The organism is Pedobacter sp. UC225_65 (genome assembly GCF_042698365.1).
Taxonomy (GTDB): Bacteria; Bacteroidota; Bacteroidia; order Sphingobacteriales; family Sphingobacteriaceae; genus Pedobacter.
In genome coordinates this window covers 3,596,960-3,619,019 of record NZ_CP170550.1, presented here as the reverse complement: position 1 = coordinate 3,619,019, position 22,060 = coordinate 3,596,960, and the positions used below count along the sequence as shown (strand labels likewise).

The 22,060-nt window shown below is 40.4% G+C and carries 24 protein-coding genes and 1 pseudogene; 16 read left to right on the top strand and 9 right to left on the bottom strand.

The features are described from left to right. Positions 1-21: 21 nt before the first annotated feature. From ACFJIZ_RS19080 to ACFJIZ_RS19065, 4 genes are all read right to left on the bottom strand, one after another. Complete coding sequence (locus tag ACFJIZ_RS19080) at positions 22-1,410, bottom strand: hypothetical protein (RefSeq protein ID WP_379087743.1); 1,389 nt, start codon at positions 1,408-1,410, stop codon at positions 22-24. Further along, on the bottom strand, positions 1,404-1,820 hold the full coding sequence (locus tag ACFJIZ_RS19075; protein WP_379087740.1) for a hypothetical protein: 417 nt from the start codon (positions 1,818-1,820) through the stop codon (positions 1,404-1,406). The genes ACFJIZ_RS19080 and ACFJIZ_RS19075 overlap by 7 nt, the downstream gene beginning before the upstream one ends. 81 nt (positions 1,821-1,901) lie before the next feature. Next, entirely contained in the window at positions 1,902-2,180 is a 279-nt protein-coding gene (locus tag ACFJIZ_RS19070) for a hypothetical protein (protein ID WP_379087738.1), read from the bottom strand. After that, a complete protein-coding gene (locus ACFJIZ_RS19065; protein WP_379087735.1) occupies positions 2,173-3,636 on the bottom strand; it encodes a hypothetical protein in 1,464 nt (487 codons plus the stop codon). Before ACFJIZ_RS19065 ends, ACFJIZ_RS19070 begins: the two co-directional genes overlap by 8 nt. A gap of 139 nt (positions 3,637-3,775) precedes the next feature. Between ACFJIZ_RS19065 and ACFJIZ_RS19060 the strand changes: the two genes are divergently transcribed. The 11 genes and pseudogenes from ACFJIZ_RS19060 to ACFJIZ_RS19010 all read left to right on the top strand — a co-directional run bounded on the left by ACFJIZ_RS19060 (position 3,776) and on the right by ACFJIZ_RS19010 (position 12,949). Next, positions 3,776-4,810, top strand: a complete 1,035-nt coding sequence (locus tag ACFJIZ_RS19060) for a MiaB/RimO family radical SAM methylthiotransferase (protein ID WP_379087733.1) — start codon at positions 3,776-3,778, stop codon at positions 4,808-4,810. Next, a complete protein-coding gene (locus tag ACFJIZ_RS19055; protein ID WP_379087730.1) occupies positions 4,810-5,313 on the top strand; it encodes a TRAM domain-containing protein in 504 nt (167 codons plus the stop codon). The genes ACFJIZ_RS19060 and ACFJIZ_RS19055 overlap by 1 nt, the downstream gene beginning before the upstream one ends. 65 nt (positions 5,314-5,378) lie before the next feature. After that, positions 5,379-6,611 (top strand): sigma-54 interaction domain-containing protein, encoded by a 1,233-nt coding sequence (locus ACFJIZ_RS19050; protein WP_379087727.1) that lies wholly within the window; start codon positions 5,379-5,381, stop codon positions 6,609-6,611. A 122-nt stretch (positions 6,612-6,733) separates the two neighbouring features. Then, positions 6,734-7,159 carry an LptE family protein gene (locus tag ACFJIZ_RS19045; protein WP_379087724.1) on the top strand — a complete coding sequence of 142 codons (426 nt, stop codon included), beginning with the start codon at positions 6,734-6,736 and terminating at the stop codon, positions 7,157-7,159. A gap of 30 nt (positions 7,160-7,189) precedes the next feature. Then, entirely contained in the window at positions 7,190-7,429 is a 240-nt protein-coding gene (locus tag ACFJIZ_RS19040; protein ID WP_379087721.1) for a hypothetical protein, read from the top strand. Positions 7,430-7,487: 58 nt separating this feature from the next. Further along, positions 7,488-8,165 carry a hypothetical protein gene (locus tag ACFJIZ_RS19035; protein ID WP_379087718.1) on the top strand — a complete coding sequence of 226 codons (678 nt, stop codon included), beginning with the start codon at positions 7,488-7,490 and terminating at the stop codon, positions 8,163-8,165. A gap of 210 nt (positions 8,166-8,375) precedes the next feature. Then, positions 8,376-8,732 (top strand): preprotein translocase subunit SecG, encoded by a 357-nt coding sequence (secG, locus tag ACFJIZ_RS19030; RefSeq protein WP_379087715.1) that lies wholly within the window; start codon positions 8,376-8,378, stop codon positions 8,730-8,732. A gap of 257 nt (positions 8,733-8,989) precedes the next feature. Beyond that, the gene (locus ACFJIZ_RS19025; RefSeq protein ID WP_379087712.1) at positions 8,990-9,550 is read left to right on the top strand and encodes a transposase; all 561 of its coding nucleotides are present in this window, start codon (positions 8,990-8,992) and stop codon (positions 9,548-9,550) included. A 224-nt stretch (positions 9,551-9,774) separates the two neighbouring features. Continuing rightward, a complete protein-coding gene (gene groES / locus ACFJIZ_RS19020) occupies positions 9,775-10,065 on the top strand; it encodes a co-chaperone GroES (protein ID WP_055133373.1) in 291 nt (96 codons plus the stop codon). Between the two features lie 97 nt (positions 10,066-10,162). Further along, positions 10,163-11,807 (top strand): annotated as a pseudogene (gene groL, locus ACFJIZ_RS19015) (chaperonin GroEL). Between the two features lie 482 nt (positions 11,808-12,289). Further along, entirely contained in the window at positions 12,290-12,949 is a 660-nt protein-coding gene (locus tag ACFJIZ_RS19010; RefSeq protein WP_379087709.1) for an MgtC/SapB family protein, read from the top strand. On the opposite strand, the gene ACFJIZ_RS19005 is transcribed toward ACFJIZ_RS19010, so the two are convergent. Together ACFJIZ_RS19005 and ACFJIZ_RS19000 are read right to left on the bottom strand one after the other, a co-directional pair. Continuing rightward, positions 12,950-13,999, bottom strand: a complete 1,050-nt coding sequence (locus ACFJIZ_RS19005; protein ID WP_379087706.1) for a HEPN domain-containing protein — start codon at positions 13,997-13,999, stop codon at positions 12,950-12,952. Positions 14,000-14,020: 21 nt separating this feature from the next. Then, positions 14,021-14,281 (bottom strand): hypothetical protein, encoded by a 261-nt coding sequence (locus tag ACFJIZ_RS19000; protein WP_379087703.1) that lies wholly within the window; start codon positions 14,279-14,281, stop codon positions 14,021-14,023. A 121-nt stretch (positions 14,282-14,402) separates the two neighbouring features. Between ACFJIZ_RS19000 and ACFJIZ_RS18995 the strand changes: the two genes are divergently transcribed. From ACFJIZ_RS18995 to ACFJIZ_RS18980, 4 genes are read left to right on the top strand one after another with little or no spacing between them, the layout of a single operon-like run. Then, on the top strand, positions 14,403-14,804 hold the full coding sequence (locus ACFJIZ_RS18995; protein WP_379087700.1) for a helix-turn-helix domain-containing protein: 402 nt from the start codon (positions 14,403-14,405) through the stop codon (positions 14,802-14,804). A gap of 36 nt (positions 14,805-14,840) precedes the next feature. Next, positions 14,841-15,161, top strand: coding sequence for a hypothetical protein (locus ACFJIZ_RS18990; protein WP_379087697.1), 321 nt, complete (start codon positions 14,841-14,843; stop codon positions 15,159-15,161). A gap of 14 nt (positions 15,162-15,175) precedes the next feature. After that, a complete protein-coding gene (locus ACFJIZ_RS18985; protein ID WP_379087694.1) occupies positions 15,176-16,507 on the top strand; it encodes a hypothetical protein in 1,332 nt (443 codons plus the stop codon). 30 nt (positions 16,508-16,537) lie between these two features. After that, on the top strand, positions 16,538-16,843 hold the full coding sequence (locus ACFJIZ_RS18980) for a hypothetical protein (protein ID WP_379087691.1): 306 nt from the start codon (positions 16,538-16,540) through the stop codon (positions 16,841-16,843). Here ACFJIZ_RS18980 and ACFJIZ_RS18975 read toward each other — a convergent pair. Both ACFJIZ_RS18975 and ACFJIZ_RS18970 read right to left on the bottom strand, forming a co-directional pair. Next, positions 16,830-18,230, bottom strand: coding sequence for an alpha-L-fucosidase (locus ACFJIZ_RS18975; RefSeq protein ID WP_379087688.1), 1,401 nt, complete (start codon positions 18,228-18,230; stop codon positions 16,830-16,832). The two genes, ACFJIZ_RS18980 and ACFJIZ_RS18975, sit on opposite strands and share 14 nt — an antisense overlap. A 10-nt stretch (positions 18,231-18,240) precedes the next feature. Then, the gene (locus tag ACFJIZ_RS18970; protein WP_379087685.1) at positions 18,241-19,242 is read right to left on the bottom strand and encodes a TonB family protein; all 1,002 of its coding nucleotides are present in this window, start codon (positions 19,240-19,242) and stop codon (positions 18,241-18,243) included. Between the two features lie 95 nt (positions 19,243-19,337). On the opposite strand from ACFJIZ_RS18970, the gene ACFJIZ_RS18965 reads away from it, so the two are divergent. Beyond that, a complete protein-coding gene (locus tag ACFJIZ_RS18965) occupies positions 19,338-20,765 on the top strand; it encodes an L-serine ammonia-lyase (RefSeq protein ID WP_379087682.1) in 1,428 nt (475 codons plus the stop codon). Positions 20,766-21,017: 252 nt separating this feature from the next. Here ACFJIZ_RS18965 and ACFJIZ_RS18960 read toward each other — a convergent pair whose 3' ends face one another. Continuing rightward, on the bottom strand, positions 21,018-22,007 hold the full coding sequence (locus ACFJIZ_RS18960) for a DUF58 domain-containing protein (protein WP_379087679.1): 990 nt from the start codon (positions 22,005-22,007) through the stop codon (positions 21,018-21,020). Between the last annotated feature and the right edge of the window lie 53 nt (positions 22,008-22,060).

The window sequence follows — 22,060 nt, the reverse complement described above, 5'->3', positions numbered from 1 at the left end:
GCGGGGCTTTTTTATGAAGTATTAATGTGGATTTTCTTTTTGTTCTTTCCGCATCTGCCTACGCAGTCTACGTTCGTCGCGGTCGTCTTTCATCTTTTCGAATTTGGCCACTTGGGCCCTGATCTCGGCTTCTTTTTGTGGTGTAACACCAACGCTATATTTCACACCCTGATAAAGTGTTTTCCAAATAAAATTAAAGAACGAAGCCGTCGGTTTTCTCTCGAAATTAATTTTGGCCGAAGTAAACTTCCCTTCTGCATTGGGATTATCAGAATAAAGCACCAAAGCATTTGCCAAAATAGACAACAAGCCTTTTTTAACTAATCTTTCCCGTCCTTCTTCTTTCTTTAATAAGGCTACAGAAAGATCGTTGAACCTAAAATCTACAACCCCTTTGGCTACATTTTGGTTAGCCTTGATATCAAAGGCCAACTTTCTGATCAGTCCTTTGTTTACCTGTATCATCCCTAAAGGTTTGGTGATCTGGTTCAATCGTCGCCCGTCGAGGTTGGTAATGGCTCCCTTATAATCAAATGCTCCTAATGGCGAGTTGAGGTAAAATTTAAAATTGATGGCCAGTTTACCCTGCCCCATCACATAACTCACCAAGTCTGCTTCCATCATTGGGTTGGTGGCTTTATATGCCGCTTCATTGGTGGCATTGGTAATCACCCCACTCGTTTTACCAAAAACGATTTTACCGATGTGTTTGCTGTTGCGGTCAAATTCGGCATAACTGACATCGATATTGCTCAGTCTGATCTTTTTAAGCGTGAGCTGCATCTTCAACTGCTGTAACAGCTGGTGCGGGAAGCGACCTGTTTTGATCTTTTCTTGTTTGGGGAAACTATTGTCATTGTACACAGAAATACCTCCATCAGCAATGTGCATCTCGTTGGCAATCAATTCTTGTTTCTGCAAATAGGCGGGCAAATTCAAGCCATCAAGGCTGATATTGTTCAATTGGATGCTATACCTATCCTTGGCATAACCTGCAACCTTTGCAAACTGGTTTTCCTTATACCGTGGTGCCAATGCGAACTGTTTGATGTTTACCTTTCCACTCGAAGCGTTAAAATGCAGCTGGTCTACCTTAATGTGGTACATGCTGTCTGTTGTAGCATAGGTGTAGTTGTTGAGGTTTAAATTTACGTCTTTTAACAAGTAAAACCTTGTGGTATCCTGTGCGGAAAGCGAATCAATCAACCAATCTTTTAAACTTACATTAAGGTTGGCTACCGAATCAATATCTGGAAAGGCACCATTGTTGTTTACATACTTAAAACGAGCATTTTTAAAATCTACGGTTTCTATATGTAAAGATTTGAACAGCTTTTTGATGTAATCGTATGGCGATTTTCGTGGTCGTGGTGGCCTGTTGTCATTAAAATCAAAATGTCTGTTTACCATGGTGATATTAGGTTTATCAAACAGCAACAGCTCGATATTGATCTCTTGTCGAAATAAATATCAAAAGGATGAAATCTTTTGATGTCAAGTCGCTTTAAGCGGATATAGTATAAGTTATTAGGCGCTTTTTTGGCCGCGATCAAGGTCTTATAAACGTTGGTATCAGGGATAATGGCCACATCGTTGATTGTAGCCGAGCCTGTAATAAAATTGGTATGGATAGTTGAAAATTCGATCGTATACAAGCCATTAGTAGAAGTATGGACCAACTCCTTCAATTCTTGTTTGATCAATGGCTTAAACTTTACGCTGATGTACCATGAAGCTCCAACCAAAACTAAAGAAATGAAAAGCAATATACCAAGGATCCATTTTAAAATCTTAAATTTTCGTGGTGCTTTTTCAGCCATATCAGATGTTCATTTTGTGTCATCCAATATACGTTTTTTATTAATATTCTATCTGGTTCGTATCGACACGAACCAGGGATTCTACTTTTTCTTAGGTTTATCTTTTGCACCAGATTTAGGTTTGGGCATAGGTTTCATAGGCACAGCGCCAATACCTACGGTCTCTCTAATCCCCACAAAAACACTCTTCCACATCAGATTAAAAAAGGAAGCTTGTGGCAATCTTTCAAAGGCCACACTTACTGTTCTTACCTGCTCGCCTTTGGTCGGGTTATCATTCTTGATCAAAACGGTATTGGCCAAAAACGACAATAGTCCCTTTTTCTCTTTAGGCTTCCCTCCATCTCCTTCTTTAAGCAAATTTACCTTTAAGATCAGTGTAATAAAACTGCAGGGTGCCTTTCGAACGTTTTTCATTTGCCGTAATGTTAAAATCTGCTTTTTGCACAGTTCCTTTTTCAATCTCTATCAGGCCCAACGATTTGGAAAGCGGATTCAATACCTGCATGTTAAAAGTACCAATATGGCCCACATAACTAAATGCGGCATCTTTATCGGTCAGGTTAAAATCTATCTTCACATTCATTTTTCCAGTACCCATAATGTAAGTAGTCAAGTCGGCCAAAGCATGGTTGTTTTTGGTCAATCTTAACGAATCATTGGTCAGGTTTAAGATGTTGCCACTGAGATTATCTAGCTTAAGCGTACCCCGCTCTTTGGCTTTTGGGTTGTACTCTGTATAAGCGATATCAACATTTTTTAAGCTCATCGTATCTACCAGCGTTTCAATCGGCAAACGTTTCAATGCATTGTGTGGATAATTTCTTCCTTTATCAAAATTTGGTGGTGGCAGCTCGCGGTTCATAAAAATGGCCACCTTTGCCGGACCAATCGCCAATCGCTTTGCATGAAGGTTACCATCATTATTTAGCGAAACAAAATCTACCCCAGTCAGGCTCAACTCCTTAAAGTCTAAATCATAACGGTCTTTTTGAACAGTATATTTCCGACTAAAGGTTAAATCGGGATACATCGGAATCATTTTCAGCCCTTTGATCTTCAGTGTCTTTCTGCTGATAGAACCAATTACGGTATCAACCTGCAAGGTGTACATCTTATCTTTGGTAACAGATTTATAGCCCCTTAGCTCAAAGCCAATATCCTTGGCATGAAACACACGAGAGGTATCATTTTGCGAAAGCGAATCAACCAGTATATCTTTTATATTAACTGTAAGGTGTTTAACCGCATTTAATTTTTTTTGCCCATTGTAATAATCGAAATCTGCATCTACAATACCTATCCTACCCACTCTAATTGCTTTGATGGTCTTGGAAATCTGTTGATATAGGGTCTGCTCAACTTGGACGGTATCTTTTTGTTTGGGCACCTTATGGTAAATGATATCGATGGATGGACGATCTAAAACAATACTGTTGATCTTGATCTTCTTTTTAAAATAAGCAGTTAAAATACCAACGCGGCTCAATTTAAGATGGGCCAGTTTAATCCTGAACAGATGCGTTGGTGCTTTTTTAATGGTTTTTAACTGGTTAAAAACATTAGTATCTGGTGTTAGCTGAATACTATCCAATACAATATTGCCACTGATCAGGTTTAAATGGATGTCCTTAAAATCTATCCGATATAAGTGGTTAGAGCCATTATAGACACCTTCTTTGATCTTTGTGGTTACAATAGGTTTCCATTTTGCACTAAAATAGAGGGCAGCAGCACCAATCAAAATCACGAGCGTAAGTAAAATACCTACTACCCACCATACTATTTTTTTTGTTTTGCGTTTTCTAGTTGGCATAAGCTTAATGATTTAAACAACTACAATCTTTAAGCCGTATTGTTTGGAATTTGTAAGGAGAGTTATTTTTGATGCTGACAATTTGTCATTTACAAATTATATTTAGTATTTTTGAAACCCCATAAAATTTGAATAATTGATGATTGATCTACAGCTTACCGATAAGAAACACGATGAAGAACGCCAAGGAGAGGCTTTAATTTTAGATGCTCCGAAAAAAGGCGACGGCAGGAAACTGTACATTGAAAGTTATGGATGCCAGATGAATTTTGCTGACAGCGAAATCGTAGCTTCTATTTTAGCGGATACAGGTTTTGAAACGACCGGAGACTACCACCAAGCGGATGTAATCTTTATCAACACCTGCTCTATCAGAGAAAATGCCGAACAACGTGTACGTAACCGCCTCTCGCAGTTTGGTGTAGAGAAGAGAAGAAACCCTAAATTGATCGTTGGCGTTTTAGGCTGTATGGCCGAGCGTTTAAAGGCCAAGTTTTTAGAAGAAGAAAGATTGGTTGACGTGGTAGTTGGCCCTGATGCTTATCGTGATCTGCCACAATTGATCAGTCAGGTTGAAGAAGGACACAAAGCTGTAAACGTAATTTTGTCTCGAGAAGAGACTTATGCCGACATCAGTCCGGTACGTATCAACAGCAATGGCATTACGGCCTTCATTTCGATCATGCGCGGTTGCGATAACATGTGTTCTTTCTGCGTGGTACCCTTTACCCGTGGCCGTGAGCGGAGCAGAGATCCTTATTCAATTTTGAACGAAGCGAAAGAACTGTTCGAAAATGGTTACCGCGAGGTTACTTTATTGGGCCAAAACGTTGATTCTTATCAATGGAACCAACCAAAAGCCGAGAAAGTAGAAAACAATGATTTGGCAGATGACCTGAATACTTTAACAGGCGATGCCTTGTTAGATGCTTTAAGCAAAGAAAGCGAATTGCCTTCTCATCGTTTAAAAGCTGGTTTAGGCCATGCTGAAGTGAATTTTGCCCAACTGTTAACCATGGTAGCCGCCATTAGCCCTGAGCTAAGGATCCGTTTTTCTACTTCACACCCTAAAGATATTACCGACGAGGTTTTATATACCATCGCTAAACACGATAACATCTGTAACTATATCCACCTGCCAGTTCAATCTGGTAACTCGAGATCTTGGCACTGATGAACCGTACTTATACCCGCGAATGGTACATGAACAGGATCGATGCCATTCGTCGCATTATTCCAGGTTGTGCAATTTCTGCCGACATCATTGCCGGTTTCTGTACCGAAACTGAAGAAGAACATCAAGATACCTTGAGCATTATGGATTATGCGAGATATAACTTCGCCTATACATTCTCGTACTCTGAGCGTCCTGGTACTTTGGCCGCACGTAAATACAAAGATGATGTACCTGAAGAGGTAAAGGCCCGTCGTTTGGCCGAAATATTTAAAAAACAACAAGAAGATTCGTTAGCTTGCTTAGAAGACTTTGTAGGCAAAACAGTTAAAGTTTTGATCGAAGGGTTCTCTAAAAAATCTGACAAAGAATACAGAGGGCGCAATGACGAAAACGCAATGGTGGTTTTCCCGGTTACAGCTACAGTAAAACCTGGCCAGTATGCCAACGTTTATGTAGAACGCTGTACATCGGCTACGCTTATTGGTAAAATTATAGAATAATTGAATTTGAATGAGGGAATTTGTGTAACAACAGTCTCAGGTCCTCCTATCTCAAAAACTACTAAATGGACATACAAGATATTAAAAACAGGTTCGGTATTATCGGTGGTTCGCCATTGTTAAACCGTGCAATAGATACAGCCAGACAAGTTGCCCCTACAGATATGTCGGTATTGATCACCGGCGAAAGTGGTAGCGGTAAAGAGGTATTCTCTCACATCATCCATCAGATGAGCACCCGTAAGCATGGGGCTTTTATTGCGGTTAACTGTGGTGCTATCCCAGAAGGAACGATAGATTCTGAATTGTTTGGACACGAAAAAGGCTCTTTTACTGGCGCACACGAAGCGCGTAAAGGTTATTTTGAGGTGGCCAATGGAGGTACTATCTTTTTAGATGAAGTTGCCGAACTTCCTTTGGGTACCCAAGCTCGTTTATTGCGTATCTTAGAAAGTGGCGAATATTTACGTGTAGGTTCGTCTAAAGTGCAAAAAACAGATGTACGTATCATTGCGGCAACCAATGTAGATGTGTATAACCGTGTAAAGTCTGGAAAATTTCGTGAAGACCTATATTACCGTTTAAATACGGTGCCTTTGCGCATCCCTGCCTTACACGAGCGTAAAGAAGATGTGTATCTATTGTTCCGCAAGTTTTCTGCCGATTTTAGCGACAAGTACCGTAGCCCAGGTATCCAATTGGAACCAGAAGCCATCCAGATCTTGAGCAATTACAGCTGGCCAGGAAATGTAAGGCAGCTGAAAAATATTGCAGAGCAGATCTGCGTTCTAGAGAAAGACAGAAATGTAAGTGCACAGGCTTTGTTAAACTATATTCCGAATGAGCAGACCAACAACCTGCCCATGACGATCAATGGCAGCAATAAAGAAGATTTCTCTGAAAGGGATATTTTGTACAAAGTATTGTTCGACATGAAGAAGGATATGATGGAGCTTAAAAAACTGGTGGCAGAAATTATCCAAAATGGCGGCAATACTTCGCACATCATGGCTGATAATCCTCAATACATCAACCAGCTGTATCAGGAAGTAGATATGCCCAACCATAATGAGCCTACCTTGACCATTAAACATCCTTCGCCTAGCGCACCTACAGAATACAATTATGCGCACGATGCGGAAGAAGTGGAAGAGTCGCTTTCTTTGATCGATAAGGAATCTGACCTGATCAAAAAAGCACTAAAAAAACACAAGGGCAAACGTAAATTTGCGGCACAGGAATTAGGAATCTCTGAACGTACTTTATACCGCAAGATCAAGGAACTCAACTTAAATTAAAAAGAGGCAAAGCGTCATCAAGACCAAAAAAAATTATACAGATGAAAAAAATTATATATGTTTTTATAGCATTTATGCTAAGCGGTTGTTACTCGTTTAAGGGGACATCAATTCCTGACGAAATGAAAACGATAAGAATCTCGCTTTTTGAAAACAATGCACAATTGGTAATCCCGTACCTAAGTTCGCAATTTACAGAAGATTTTAAGGAACGTGTGCGTACACAAAGTAGGCTAAGTATTACACAAGGTGATGCAGATGGCTCTTTTGAAGGTCGAATTACGGATTACGACATCAAGCCGATCTCTATCCAAGATAACGCCAAACCTATTGCTGGTGCCAACAGGTTAACCATAACTGTCATGGTTAAATACGTCAACAACATTAAGGGGCACGAGAAAGACAGTTTTGAACAATCTTTTAGTGCTTTTACCGATTTCTCGTTGGCCGGACAGTCCCTTCAATCGCAAGAAGCTGCCTTGATCAAAAAGGTAACGGTACAGTTAACCGAAAATATTTTTAATCGTGCTTTTGCACAATGGAAATAAATTTTAAGTTTCAATGACTAACTTAGCGGCATGGAGCTAGATTTAGAGACCAAACAACTATTAGCTGATCTAATTGCAAAACCAGAACTGGTAACGCAAGCGCATGCTGGTACGTTAGCCAATTTGGTTAAGGCTTATCCATATTACCAACCTTTGCACCTATTGTTGGCGAAGGCAAGCTTGAATAATGAAGACCATACCAATACTCTTGCCACTGCAGCGCTTTATACCAATGGAACTTTATTGCACCAGGTGATCTTACCAACCTGAAACCTTAAGGACAATTGTTATTGACCAACCAACAACTGCTACTGAGGTTGAAGATGTAGTGCAAGCGCCTATATCATCACCTACCGACGAACAGGAAGTTTTTGAAGAGATCGCAGAAGTAGTGCATACGTCAGTAGAGGAAACCGCTGTTAAAACAGAAGAGCATAATCCAGACGAACAAGAAACCTATGATGAGATCGTTGAAGTAGATGCCACTGCATTTCCAACAGCATTACCTGAAGAGGAAACACAAGAAATTGAGCTGCCAATAGCAGAAACTGTTCCGGATGAGCTTGCCATTGAAAGTATTGTTGCGACCGACTTTTTTGCCTTTGAAAAAAGCTTTAGCACTGAGCAGGCCATAGAAAATACAAAAGAAGAAGTTTTAACTGTTGCGCAACCCGAAGAGTATAATTTAGAAGCCGAAGCACAGACGGTAAGCAAATACGATGATGATAAGCTGCCGTATACCTTTTTGTGGTGGTTGGCCAAAACCCGTAAGGAGCATGCACAGATCTTTCAGCCTTATGTTACGCAGAAAAAGACAGATACCCAGAATCCGAGTGAGCTGCAGCAACAATATGTAGAGCATATCTTCCATATCCAAACTCCTTTTAATGTTGCCGATGAGGCGGGCAAAGGCCCCATCAACAGGCAGGTTGCACCAAAGGGAATTGACATTATCGATTCTTTTATCAAAAACGACCCTCAGATCAAGGTGCCAAAGGCAGAGTAGAATTAACAACGAGAATAAAGCGAAGAAAAGTGCAGAAGATAATTACGACCTCGTTTCTGAAACATTAGCGGCGATTTATATCGAACAAATGCTTTATCACAAGGCGATAGATACTTATGAAAAATTAAGTTTGAAATTTCCAGAAAAAAGCCGTTACTTTGCCGACCTTATCCAATCTTTAGAAAAGAAAATTTAACAACATATTATACCATGATAACCTTATTAATCATTTTATTAATTATTTTTTGTGTAGCACTAGGTTTATTCGTTTTAATACAAAACCCTAAAGGCGGCGGTTTAGCTACAGGCGGTTCTGGTAGTAACATGTTTGGTGTACAACGTACTGGCGATGTTTTAGAAAAAGGAACTTGGGTTTTATTGACCTTGATCGTGATCGTATCATTAGCCATTACAACAGTTGGCAAATCTGGTTCAGGTGCTGGTAGCGCTGGTTCTAAAATTGATTCTCAGATTGAAAAATCTGTAACTCCTTCGCCAATTGGTGGTGGTACAACTACCCCTCCAGCTACTGCTACTCCTAAAGCTGGCGATACTTCGAAAAAATAATTTCATTAAAAGAAATAACTGAAAACTCTTTGGCCATGGCCAAAGAGTTTTTTTTATGTGCATTATTTTTTGATTTTGATTGATTCATGCCCATGGTTCGTGTCCCCACGAACCATGGATATTAAAATAACGATTCGTGAGGACATGAACCATTGAATCATTTTTTATATCCAACTATTTTTCGCTACATTCAGTATCATCCCTTTATTATTTTGTTTACCACGGTCCGTACTTATACGAGCCCAAACGAAAATATTATGGATGAAAACCTATTTAATCCCAAGCGTAAATCTTACGTAGCAATCGGCAATATCTATTTTTGGACCGCTACCATTAATGACTGGCAAAAACTGCTGAAAAGCATTGAGTTTAAAACAATCATATTAGATTCACTATCTCACCTGAGCAGCAAGGGAAAAATAGATGTTTTTGCCTTTGTAATTATGCCTAACCATATCCATTTAATATGGAGAATAAATGAAATGAATGGAAAAGAGATGCCGCATACTTCTTTTTTAAAACATACAGCCCATTATTTTAAAAAAAAATTGCGGCATCAAAATCCGTCATCCTTACTCAATTATATGGTTGATGCAGAAAACAAGGATTACGAATTTTGGCAACGGGATTCGTTGGCTATTAAATTATACAATAGTAACATAGCTTACCAAAAGATGGATTATCTACATAACAATCCACTACAGGAGCATTGGCAATTAGCGGAAACCCCTGCCGATTACCTGTACTCGTCGGCAAGTTTTTATGAAAATGGGAATAAATACTTTTCGTTTTTAAAAGACCTGCGCGATGAGTTTTAAAAATCCGTATCCATGGTTCGTGGGGACACGAACCATGGATACGGATAAGACACATTTTTATTTTCTGCCAGACTGACACTCAAATTATTGTCCAATTTCTATTAACTGACACCAAATGTAAATTTGACAAGTAAAATTATCTTGGCACAAAAACTGTTTAATGTATTTCGTCGTATTACAAGTACGAGTTAACTCAATTATAAAAACTAAAAATAAAAGTATTTATGTCATTAAATCTTAAACCAGTTGCTGGCACAGCAAACAGAGTGATTGTTGAACCTGCTGCGGCAGAAGAAAAAACAGCATCAGGAATTTATATTCCAGATACGGCTAAAGAAAAACCATCTAAGGGTACTGTAATTTCAGTTTCTGATGAAGATTCGGAAGGTAAAAAACCAACCGTAAAAGCCGGAGATGTAGTTATTTATGGAAAATACGGTGGTACTGAGTTTCCTTATAACGGAAAAGATTATCTAATTATGCGTGAGACCGACATCTACGCAATCGAAGGCTAAGTATATTAATCAAAAATCAATCATTTAAAATTAGATATGGTTTGAGTTAGATACACTTGTCTCAAAGCTCAATCAACATATCTCCAATCTATATTTAATAATGGCAAAACAAGTAAAATATAACGTTGAAGCACGTGACGCCCTGAAAAGAGGTGTTGACATTTTAGCAAATGCAGTAAAGGTAACTTTAGGCCCTAAAGGTCGTAATGTAATTATCGACAAAAAATTCGGTTCACCAGCCATCACCAAAGATGGTGTAACAGTGGCTAAAGAAATTGAATTGAAAGATCCAATTGAGAACATGGGTGCACAAATGGTTAAAGAAGTAGCTTCTAAAACTGCTGATATTGCAGGTGATGGAACTACAACTGCTACTGTTTTAGCTCAGGCAATTGTAACTGCTGGTATTAAAAACGTAGCTGCTGGTGCAAACCCAATGGACCTTAAGCGTGGTATTGATAAAGCAGTTTCGGCTGTTGTAGCTAACCTAAAAGAGCAATCTCAAGCTGTTGGCGACGACAACAACAAAATTAAACAAGTTGCTTCTATCTCTGCAAACAACGACGATGTAATCGGTTCGTTAATTGCTGAAGCAATGAGCAAAGTAGGTAAAGATGGTGTAATTACTGTTGAAGAAGCAAAAGGTACTGAAACTGAAGTTAAAACAGTTGAAGGTATGCAATTTGACAGAGGTTACCTTTCGCCATATTTTGTAACCAACGCAGATAAAATGGAGGCTGAATTGGAAAGCCCATACATTTTGATCCTACGACAAAAAAATCAGCAACATGAAAGAATTGTTGCCTGTTTTAGAAAAAACTGTTCAAACTGGTAAACCATTGGTCATCATTTCTGAAGATCTAGATGGCGAAGCTTTAGCTACCTTGGTAGTGAACAAGATCCGTGGTTCGTTGAAAGTGGTAGCGGTTAAGGCTCCTGGCTTTGGCGACAGAAGAAAAGCAATGTTAGAAGACATCGCGATCTTAACTGGCGGTATCGTTATCTCTGAAGAGAGAGGTTATAAATTAGAAAATGCCGACCTAACTTATTTAGGTTCTGCAGAAAAGGTTGTGGTTGACAAAGACAATACAACTGTGATCAATGGTGCTGGTCAGTCTGAAGACATCAAAGCTCGTGTTGGTCAGATCAAAGCTCAAATCGAGACTACTACGTCTGATTACGATAAAGAAAAATTACAAGAGCGTTTGGCTAAACTTTCTGGTGGTGTTGCTGTACTTTATGTTGGTGCTGCAAGTGAGGTAGAAATGAAAGAGAAAAAAGACCGTGTTGATGATGCTTTACATGCCACTCGTGCTGCTGTAGAAGAAGGTATCGTTGCTGGTGGTGGTGTAGCATTTATCCGTGCGGTTGAAGCTTTAGCAGACCTAAAAGGTGCAAACGAAGATGAAACTACTGGTATTGCCATTGTTAAACGTGCGATTGAAGAGCCATTACGTCAGATCTGCGAAAATGCAGGTATCGAAGGTTCTATCGTTGTACAAAAAGTAAAAGAAGGTAAAGCTGATTTCGGTTACAATGCCCGTACTGATGTTTACGAAAACTTGATTGGTGCTGGTGTGATCGATCCAACTAAAGTAAGTCGTGTGGCATTAGAAAATGCAGCATCTATTGCAGCGATGTTGTTAACAACAGAAGTTGTATTGGCAGATGAGCCAGAAGAAGCTGGTGCTGGTCATGCACATCCACCAATGGGTGGCGGTGGCATGGGTGGCATGATGTAATACCTATGCGGCCCTTAACTAGGGAATTATTATAAACTGATCCTCATTACGAAAGTTTTGAGGGATTTTTTTTGGGGGAAGTGATGACGAGATGGTTCGTGAGAAACGAACCATGGTGTTGGGAACATGAACCATGAGTTTTTGATTAAGCACTAAGCATTTTGTAACAAATAGACACAGTTTGATGTCTGAAATAAGATTTAACTTTAGAAATGATGACAAAGGAAGAATTTTTAAAATCGAAATTGTTTAAGATTGCATTACCAATCTTCATTTTTGCCTTAATAATAGCACTCTATAGAAATGGCTATGCTTTTGGCCAATGGCTGCATCAGGTATTGAATTAGGTTAATACTACAGGTAGTACCCTATGGTTCGTGCGGATAAGAATCATTGGACATGGTATATGCAAAACTTTAACATTTGTATTATCGTTATTCGGATATAATTTTCGAAATTAGTTGAAATCTACAATCTACCATATGTCTGAAGGCTTTTTTGGAAACGAACATTTTATAACACAGGGAGAGATCAACAAGTTTTTGTTGGCTACCCTACTTTGTGGGCTGATCGGCGTTGAGCGCGAGTTTAGAAATAAACAGGCGGGCCTAAAAACCATGATCATGATTGGTTTGGGCGCTACGCTTTTTACCATCCTATCTGTAAAGATCGGTTTGAGCAGCCAGGATCGCATTGCTTCTAATATTGTAACAGGAATAGGCTTTTTAGGGGCTGGTGTAATCTTTAAGGAAGACAACCAGGTTAAAGGCCTTACTACTGCCTGTGTGATCTGGATTGTTGCCGCCATTGGCATGGCCATAGGGGCCGGTTATTACGAACAGGCCATAGGGGTAACCATAGTTGTACTGCTGGCATTGTTGATCTTTCCGTTTGTAGAGAACTTTGTAGAGCGCCGTTTTACCAAAAGGACCTATCGGATCGTTAAAAAGTACGAGAACGAAAGCCTAGATACCTACGAAGAATATATTACCACCTCTAAACTTAAGTTGCACCGTGGCAAACAAGAATTGGCCAATGGCATCATCAGTGGTACATGGGTAGCCATAGGTAGCCCAAAGAACCACAAAAGGTTTGTAGACAAGATGCTGAGGGACCAAAAGATCATCGCTTTTGATTTTTAATCAATTTATACCTAATGCTTCTATCTTCTGTGTTAAAACATCCATTTTGTGTTTAAACAAATTGATGGCCTTTTGCTGCAACAAGCCAATGCTTTTATTTAGATGACTGATCAGGGATGGGTCTATGGTATAATCGTAATAATATCTTGATTTTACATAGGCTTCTTCTAACAGTTGCAGATATTTGATTTCTTCTTCTTCTACGGCAGAGAACACGCCCAGTACTTCTGGCGCATAGCGTTTTACATGTTTACGGAGCACCACCAACGAATGGCATTTTACATCTTTGCCCCGCAATACATTAAGCAGGCTCCGATAGGTAAGCTCGCAGGCTTGTTGCAGCATAAACATGGCCATATCGTAAACTTCGTTGTTGATATAGAGCTGAACGCCATTGTAAAAATGAACAGCCTTATCTATACCTACCTTAAAGAGGATTTCTGATTCTGACTTTGTTTTTTCGAACAATGTACGGCTTAAGGGTACCAACAGTTCTTCGTTGTTCTTTTTGTAGATGATGTTATGCTCTACACAGGCGGTATTGTAAAAAACATGCCCCCGGCTCATCAAACTGTGCAATAGGCCATAGCTATGTACGGTACACATGCCTTTTTTAAAGCCCAGTTTGGTTAAGTCTAATATGCTTTCAAACTCTTGATAGGCCTTGGTACAGCTTTTTTCTAGCACGATCAACAGATCAAGCTCATCTGCTGTGGGGCTGAGGTTGTAGATCACCCCTACTGGTATTGCTTTTTTGATCAGCTCTACCACCCCTTCTAGCGAAACCATTGTTTCTTCTACCATACAAGCCTGGATCTGTAGTACTGCATGGGTCTTATACTGTAACTGGCTGCTGGTACGTAAGGCATTTAACAGGTCTTCGTAAAATGTAAGGTCTGTAGTGGCATTGATCCTGTTGATGCTTTCGGTGTACAAAACATGCGCTCTGTAAAAACTCCAGAGTTTATCGGTGTATTGGGCTTCGCTATATTTATCAAAGAATGTTGAAAGTGCATTCTGGGTATTATTGTTATTTATTATGGTTTCCATAGGTGGGTAGGTTTAGGATAGCTATTCTGTTTCCATTTCTTTGTTTGGTAGATGATCCAACAACTCGTACAGCCAATAAAGGTCTGTTAAAAGGTCTTTAAAGTCTAAGGGTAGGCCATCGTCAATATTATAAAACAGGTAGTCTATCAGCATCTTTCGCAGGCCTTTGTTTAGCCTGTTAACGGGTACTTGTTTTAAAAATACTTTGAACTCATCGAGTACTTCTTCTGGTATTTCGCCGTCTGTTGCGGCATTGGCTAGGCGGTTGTTTGTGCTGTCCATATTCGGTTAGATGGTTAATTGTTAGCATTAAAGTTGTTTTTTCACTATTTTTAGATTTGTAATGTAATTATACTCACAATAAGTGAGTAATTCAACAAAAACAACCAAATTTTTTGAACATATGGCCATTGACAAAGATAAACGCCTGATTTTAAATAGAATAAAATCTCACTATCAGTTCAAATCTGACGCGCAATTAGGGCGATTTTTGGGTATCGCATCCAATACCTTAGCCAATTGGAATAAAAGGAATAGTATTGACCTAGAATTAATACTCACAAAATGTGAGGAATTAAACGCTACATGGATCTGTTCTGGGCAAGGGAAACCCACCAATAACTACCCTAATTTAGAAGACGGCCCATTTTCTACAACTGAAGAAGTCTTTGAACAACTCAAATCTGCCAAAGATGCCGAAATCGAACGATTACGCGAACTGCTTGCTTCGCATGAGGCTACCATAGCTGCTCAGGCCAAGGCCATGGAGATGATGCAAAAGGTAATTGATGTGCAGGGTAAATAAAGATTTTTAGTTACACTGTTTTATATCTGCTAAGCAATGGTGTTGTATGTGATCATCGGTATTTTTTTACTTATTGTTGTTGTACTCTTTTTGGGCAACAGCAAAAGAATACAGCAACAGCAAAAGATTGACCGAATTAGAACGGACTGGGCCAAACCTTTTGTAGCTGAGCGTAATTTTAACCTGATTGCTGCTTACCACACTGCCTTGAAGAATGAAGTTGTATTAACTGATGAGGTTGCAGATGACATTGACCTTGACAGTGTTTTTGACTTTGTTGACAGAACATATTCTAAATTGGGGCAACAGTACCTGTACAACAAACTAAGTCTACCGAAAAAGACATCGCCGCTTTAATCGAACTGGATAACTTGGCCGAACTGTTCAAGGCCAATCAGGATGCAAGGTTTAATACAGCCCTTGAGCTGGCTAAACTAGACCACAAAAATGCCTATTACATACACGAACTTTTTACCTCAACCTACCATACACTTTATAAAAATTGGCTTGCGGTATATATAAGGTTGGCGGGCTTTTTATGGATAGCGGTACTGGTGCTAACTATTGTATTGAAGAGCCAGGTTTTCTTTTTGCTTTGCCTTGGCCTAACATTTTTTAACTTTTACCTACATTATACCAACAAAAAGAAGATTGCCCGATATGTGCATTCGCTACCGCAGCTTTATGTATTAATGCAAACGGGCAAAGGCATTCTAAAGCTTGTTGATACTTCTTTTAACATTGATATTGCCAATAGGCTAAGGCAGTTGGGTTCGCTTAAAAAAACATTGGGCCTGATCAACTTTCAAGACCAGGCCAATAGAGACCCTACCGATATAGGCGCTGGCGTGATGGAGCTGATCAAGACCTTGTTGGTTGTTGAGCCTGCCATGTTTCTTGCTTCTGTTAACAAGATCAGGCAGCAGCGCGACAATATTGAGGCCTTGTTTAACTACATAGCCAAAATAGATGTAAGTATTTCTATTTTATGTTTAAGGTCTGGGCTTCCGTATTATTGCAAGCCTGATTTTAATGGCCTGCCCAACCAACTGGAGGTTGTAGACCTTTTTCATCCAACGGTAGCCAATTGTATACCAAACTCGCTTACCACCGTGGCCAGTAAGGGGGTTTTGGTAACTGGACCTAACATGTCTGGCAAAACCACTTTTATACGTTCTATTGCCATTAATACCTTGTTGGCCCAAACCTTGTTTACGTGTTGTGCAGCAACTTATCGGGCTCCTTTTATGCAGGTTTTTACCAGCATTAGGATCAACGATGACCTGACAGCACATAAGAGCTATTTTCAGGCCGAGGCTCTTTCTGTACTCAACATACTGGAAAAAAGTACAAGACAAGGCTATAACCTGATCATTATTGACGAGATTTTTAGGGGCACCAATACCATTGAACGTATTGCAGCTGCCAAGGCCATACTCTCGCACCTTACCGCCCAACAGAATTTTGTTTTTGTTTCTACCCACGACCTCGAGTTGGCAGAGTTACTGGGCAGTGCTTATACGGCCTACTCTTTTGAAGAGATCGCTGCCGATACGCGCCTCATTTTCGATTACAAGATTAAACCCGGTATCTTAAAAAACAAAAACGGTATCGCTATCCTTTCTGCCATGGGCTACCCCACTGCTGTTGTTGATGATGCTTTGGCCATTAGTGCGGCTTTAAGGGAGAAATATAACATCTAGTTTGACATTGCTGCGGACAATGGTTAATGGTTGGTAGTTCAAGAATTTCAGTTCGCAGTTCAAGCTGTCCAGTTCACGATTCAAGGTATCCAGTTCACAGTTCAAGGTATCCAGTTCACAGTTCAAGCTGCCCAGTTCACAGTTCGAGCTCCCCAGTTGACGATTCAAGGTACCCAGTTCGCAGTTCAAACAATGGTGGAGACTGTTCAAGCACTGGTGGAGACATTCCGAACGATGGTGGAGGCTACTCAAGCGATGGTGGGAGCAGTTCAAGCAATGGTGGAGGCTGTTCAAGACACCAAGCTTGTAATTCTACTATTTGTTAATCTATTTTAAATACCAAAGCGTGTTTTAAATCTTTTGCTGTTGCAGGCAAGGTAATCTCTAGGTCTGCTCCGATCTGTTTCCAGGTTATGCTTGATCTAACACCCAACAGGCTGATCTTTTTGGGCATTTGTGGGGGTGTTTTAATGGTTATTTTTTGGGCAAGGATACTTTTATCGGCTATAAGGTAAAGGGCATAGGTGCTACCGTTTTTACTTTTTGTAAAACATACGTTGGCGGTTTTATAGGGTGCAATGGGCTGGGTTGCATAAATGGCTTCTTTGTTGATATCCATCCATTGGCCTATTTGGGTAAGGCGTTCTAATACGGGTTCTGGAAAGGTACCGTCTGGCTTGGGCCCAACATCCAACAGCAGGTTACCTCCTTTTGCTACAATATCTACCAGCAGATGGATAAGGGTGTTGGTGCTTTTATAATTGTCGTTAGGCACATAGCCCCAAGCATCGCCCATGGTCATACAGGTTTCCCAAGGGTAGTCTAATGGTTTTTCTGGCACTTTCTGTTCTGGTGTCTGATAGTTTTCGTATTCGCCATGCACGGTACGGTCTACCATGATCAGACCCGGTTGTTTGGCACGTGCCATGGCCGCAATGTTGGGCATGTTGATGTCTTGGTCCCAAGCAGGTATGGGCGCGCCCCACGATAGTACTTCGGCATTGATGCTTGCCTTTGGCCTAACCCAGCCTCCATCTAACCACAAAATATCTACCTTTCCGTAATCGCTCATTAACTCTTGAATCTGATTGTAGGTAAACTGCTTAAATTGTTGCCAACGTTGTGGATGCAGACGGATATCGTAATTGTTGTTGCGATCTGGTGTAGCATAACGTGGCCACCAGTAATACTCGCTGTGCCAATCGGGTTTGGAGAAATAGGCACCGATCATAAAGCCTTCACTCCTAAAGGCATCAAAAACTTCTTTGGTAATATTTGCCTTTGGGTTTGAGGAGAAAGGGACTTCCTTACTGGTAACTTTATAGTCTGATTGTTTGGTATCGAACATGGCAAAGCCATCGTGGTGCTTGGTGGTAAACACTACGTATTGCATCCCTGCTTTTTTTGCATAGCTTGCCCAAATATTGGGATTGAAGTTTACCGGATTAAATTGTTTGTTGAGGTTAAAATACCATTGTTTATAGGTCTCATAGTTTTGGGTACTATCTCTGGGGATCCATGAGGCATCTTCGGAGTTGATGCTCCACGATTCTACAATACCTGGAATACTATAGATACCCCAGTGCATAAAAAGCCCGAATTTTTTATCGCCCCATTGGGCCAGTTTGGCTGCAACCTTTGCATCGGCTGGGGCTTTGTAGCTTTGTGCAAACAGTACAGCACAACTTAAAACTAATAGCAATAAACTCGATATCTTTTTCATGGCCTTATAATTATAGTCTAAAATTAAGGGGTTGGGTATATTTTACCCTTACAGGCACGCCACGTATTTTTGCAGGAATCCAAAGTGGTGAACGGAGCAATATCCGCTTTGCTTCTTCATCTAATAGTGGGCCTGCAGATTTGGTGATATTGACATCTACAATCCTACCATCTTTGTCTACTATAAAACTAGTCTGTACTTGTCCTTGAATACCATTATTGAGCGCATCTTTTGGATAGATTAAGGTGTTCTTTATGTATGCATTCCAAGCTGCTGTACCTCCTTTAAATTGTGGTGGTTCCAAAGCAGCATTATAGGTGTGTTTTTTACCATCGCGGATACTTTCTCCTGAAACCAATTTGCCCATTTGATAAACTTCTGTATAACTGGTAGCGGTCGACTCTTCTTTACCCGTCCAAGTACCTTCTTTAAGGCCATCTTTATAATCGCCTTCTTCCCTTCTTTCGCCTTCTGGCAGATTGATAGTTTCTACAACATGTCCATTTCCTTCTTTTACATAAACAGTACCTAATGAGTCTGCTAGATAAATTAGCTTATTCCCTGCATTAAATATTGCGCTTGAATATTCCGCATTATTTCCAACCACTTGGTTTACGGGTGCCGTAAACTTAACATATTCTACCTGCTTATGTAAGGCTCCATTATCAAAGTACTGGTAGCTCATCCCTATTGGCATTCCGTGTTGGTAGTTGGCTACTTTTATCCTACGGCCAGCTTTGTTAAAGTTGATGACAGTACCTTCTAACACCAAATTGGGCTCAAAGGCCGAAACTTTACCTACTGCTTTTCTTTTACCGTCTGCAAAAAACTCGAGGTATACAAAATTGGTCTCCCCTGAATCTGGTTCTTGGATCGCCCGCATAAAATCTGCACTGTCTTTTGTGCTCACTTCTTTGCCATTGTTTTTAAAGAAATAGATGTTCTGTTTTTTTTGGGCCTTAACTGCACTTAGTGTAAAAAGTAGGGCAAATAGAAAAAGGGTAGCTCTCATTGATGTTTTATTTTTGACGAATATAACCGATATAATAGATATGTACAATGGTTTATCTTATTGTATAATACAATAAAACTATTGTAGATTTGTGTATGCCAAATGAACAGATTTCAGTATTCGATATTTTTAAGATAGGAATCGGCCCTTCGAGCTCGCATACTTTAGGCCCATGGAGGGCTGCACAACAGTTTACTTCTTCTTTAAAAAAACAAGGCCTGCTTGCTGAGGTTGAACAGGTAAAGATCTTACTTTATGGTTCTTTGGCCAAAACTGGCAAGGGGCATGGTACTGATATTGCCATTTTGCTGGGCCTTGCTGGTGGCGACCCTGTAACTTTTGATGTAAATGCGATCGATAGTACGGTGGCAGAGATCAAGGCTTCGCAGCGTTTGTTGTTAGGTGGCGAAAGAGAGATCAATTTCTCTTATACTGATGATTTGTTGTTCTTGTTTACCGAGAGTTTGCCTTTTCATCCGAATGCGGTTACATTTCAGGCTTTTTTAAGCTCTGGCAAAGCTTTTTCTGAAACCTATTATTCTATTGGTGGTGGTTTTGTGGTTAAAGAGGGCGAAAATGGTAGTGAAAAGGAACAGGTTGACCTACCGTTTCCGGTAGAGAAAGCGAGCGAACTTTTACATTGGTGCTTATCTACTGGTTTAAAGGTAAGCGAAGTGGTAATGGAAAACGAAAGTGCCTGGCGTACGGAAGCCGAAACGAAAAAAGGGGTAATGCAACATTTTCAGGTAATCAAAGATTGTATTTATCGGGGTTGCCATACTGGTGGCTTTTTACCTGGTGGTTTGGATGTGGCCAGAAGGGCATCGAAACTGAACCAACGCTTAATTGGTGATCAGGTTTATACGGATTATGATAGCTGGTTAATGGCCATTAGAAATGGTGGCAACGGCTTTAATTATATATTGGACTGGGTAAGCTGTTTTGCGCTTGCCGTGAACGAGGAGAATGCTGCTTTTGGCAGGGTGGTTACTGCACCTACCAACGGTGCGGCGGGTGTAATACCTGCAGTGCTACAGTATTTTATTGCTTTTTGTGATGGCTACAACGAGGAAAAGATCATCCAGTTTATTACTTGTGCTTCGGAGATTGGTAGCATCTTTAAAAAGGGGGCTACGATATCTGCGGCGATGGGTGGATGTCAGGCTGAAATTGGGGTGTCTTCTGCCATGGCCGCGGCTGCTTTAACGGAATGTTTGGGTGGCTCGCAACGACAGGTATTGATGGCTGCAGAGATAGCAATGGAGCATCATTTAGGGCTAACTTGTGATCCGATTGGTGGTTTGGTACAAATTCCTTGTATTGAACGCAATACCATGGGCGCCATTAAGGCGATTACAGCCAGTCAGCTGGCTTTGCAAAGTAATCCTGATAAGGCAAAAGTGAGTTTGGATGCGGTGGTAAATACCATGTGGGAAACAGCATTAGACATGAACTCTAAATATAAAGAAACTTCTGATGGGGGCTTGGCCACCAATATTCCGCTGAGTTTGCCTGAGTGCTAGGTTTTTTATCACAAAGGCGCAAAGGTCTTATTGCTTATGATTAAACGTCTAGTCTATGTCAACTATGTTACTATGTGGTCCGTTTAAAACGGTCTTTTGTTTCGTGGGGACAAGAACCAATGAGTTTGGACATGATTAAAAAAGGAGATTCTTCGCTGCGCTCAGAATGACAAAGCTTTTAAATATTTATTATTCAACACCGTTGGTTCGTGTGGACACGAACCAACGGTACACGAACCAATAAGGTTGGGTTTAGATCTGTTGTCTGGCTTTGATGGCCAAATACCTGTTTACCACATTTACGGTTAGGTTTTGTGGTACGGTGAGCAGGCTAAGGATACCATGCTTGGCCAATTCTTTAACCATCAGTTTCTTTTCGAAGGCAAATTTCTCGGCAATGGTCTTGATATAGATTCCCTCTACATTCTCAGCTGGTTCTTCACTTAAAGTTTTCAATGTTGTATTTTCAAAGAACACCACCATCAACAGGTGAAACTTTGCCATGCGCTTTAAAAATGGCAACTGTCTTTCTAATGCCGACATACTTTCGAAATTGGTAAAGAAAACCATTAAACTACGTTGTTTTAGAGTTGCCCTTACGCTAATGTACAAGGCTTCCATATCTGTTTCCAGGTAACGGGTCTTTTCTTTGTACAACACCTCCATGATCTTGTTCAGCTGTGTTGGGCGTCTATCGGCGGGCACAATGCTTCCTGTTTTTTCGGCAATGGTGATCAAGCCTGCCTTGTCTTGTTTTACCAAAGCCACACTACTTAGGATCAAGCTGGCGTTGATAGCGTAATCTAATAAGCTCAATCCTTCAAACGGCATTTTCATGGCCCTCGATTTATCAATTGCGCAATAGATGTGCTGTGCTTTTTCGTCGGTATAGGCATTTACCATTAGCTCGCCTTTGCGTGCTGTGGCTTTCCAGTTTACAGTTCTATAATCGTCACCTGCCACATAGGTTTTTACTTGGTCAAACTCCATGCTATGGCCAACACGTCGGGTCTTTTTGATGCCGATATCGGTTAAGCGGTTAGAAACGGCCATCAGCTCGTACTGTCTCATTCTTAAAAAGGATGGATAAACAGGCACCACCTTATCTGCTCCAACGTTAAACCTACGGCTAAGCAATGCCAAGGGCGATTGCACGTAAAGTCTGGTGAGACCAAAATCGTACTCGCCACGTTTGGTTGGGCGCAGGTAATAGGTTATGGTTTTTTGTTCTCTCGGGGCCAAACTGGTAGTAAACCAAAGGTCTCTTTTTTGAAACTGGAAAGGTATCTCGTCTA

Bases quoted from the DNA above. Each gene is read 5' to 3' on its own strand.
- ACFJIZ_RS19080 (WP_379087743.1), bottom strand. From the start codon at position 1,410: ATGGTAAACAGACATTTTGATTTTAATGACAACAGGCCACCACGACCA.
- ACFJIZ_RS19075 (WP_379087740.1), bottom strand. From the start codon at position 1,820: ATGGCTGAAAAAGCACCACGAAAATTTAAGATTTTAAAATGGATCCTT.
- ACFJIZ_RS19065 (WP_379087735.1), bottom strand. From the start codon at position 3,636: ATGCCAACTAGAAAACGCAAAACAAAAAAAATAGTATGGTGGGTAGTA.
- ACFJIZ_RS19060 (WP_379087733.1), top strand. From the start codon at position 3,776: ATGATTGATCTACAGCTTACCGATAAGAAACACGATGAAGAACGCCAA.
- ACFJIZ_RS19055 (WP_379087730.1), top strand. From the start codon at position 4,810: ATGAACCGTACTTATACCCGCGAATGGTACATGAACAGGATCGATGCC.
- ACFJIZ_RS19050 (WP_379087727.1), top strand. From the start codon at position 5,379: ATGGACATACAAGATATTAAAAACAGGTTCGGTATTATCGGTGGTTCG.
- ACFJIZ_RS19045 (WP_379087724.1), top strand. From the start codon at position 6,734: ATGAAAACGATAAGAATCTCGCTTTTTGAAAACAATGCACAATTGGTA.
- ACFJIZ_RS19040 (WP_379087721.1), top strand. From the start codon at position 7,190: ATGGAGCTAGATTTAGAGACCAAACAACTATTAGCTGATCTAATTGCA.
- secG (WP_379087715.1), top strand. From the start codon at position 8,376: ATGATAACCTTATTAATCATTTTATTAATTATTTTTTGTGTAGCACTA.
- ACFJIZ_RS19025 (WP_379087712.1), top strand. From the start codon at position 8,990: ATGGATGAAAACCTATTTAATCCCAAGCGTAAATCTTACGTAGCAATC.
- groES (WP_055133373.1), top strand. From the start codon at position 9,775: ATGTCATTAAATCTTAAACCAGTTGCTGGCACAGCAAACAGAGTGATT.
- ACFJIZ_RS19010 (WP_379087709.1), top strand. From the start codon at position 12,290: ATGTCTGAAGGCTTTTTTGGAAACGAACATTTTATAACACAGGGAGAG.
- ACFJIZ_RS19005 (WP_379087706.1), bottom strand. From the start codon at position 13,999: ATGGAAACCATAATAAATAACAATAATACCCAGAATGCACTTTCAACA.
- ACFJIZ_RS19000 (WP_379087703.1), bottom strand. From the start codon at position 14,281: ATGGACAGCACAAACAACCGCCTAGCCAATGCCGCAACAGACGGCGAA.
- ACFJIZ_RS18995 (WP_379087700.1), top strand. From the start codon at position 14,403: ATGGCCATTGACAAAGATAAACGCCTGATTTTAAATAGAATAAAATCT.
- ACFJIZ_RS18990 (WP_379087697.1), top strand. From the start codon at position 14,841: ATGGTGTTGTATGTGATCATCGGTATTTTTTTACTTATTGTTGTTGTA.
- ACFJIZ_RS18975 (WP_379087688.1), bottom strand. From the start codon at position 18,230: ATGAAAAAGATATCGAGTTTATTGCTATTAGTTTTAAGTTGTGCTGTA.
- ACFJIZ_RS18970 (WP_379087685.1), bottom strand. From the start codon at position 19,242: ATGAGAGCTACCCTTTTTCTATTTGCCCTACTTTTTACACTAAGTGCA.
- ACFJIZ_RS18965 (WP_379087682.1), top strand. From the start codon at position 19,338: ATGCCAAATGAACAGATTTCAGTATTCGATATTTTTAAGATAGGAATC.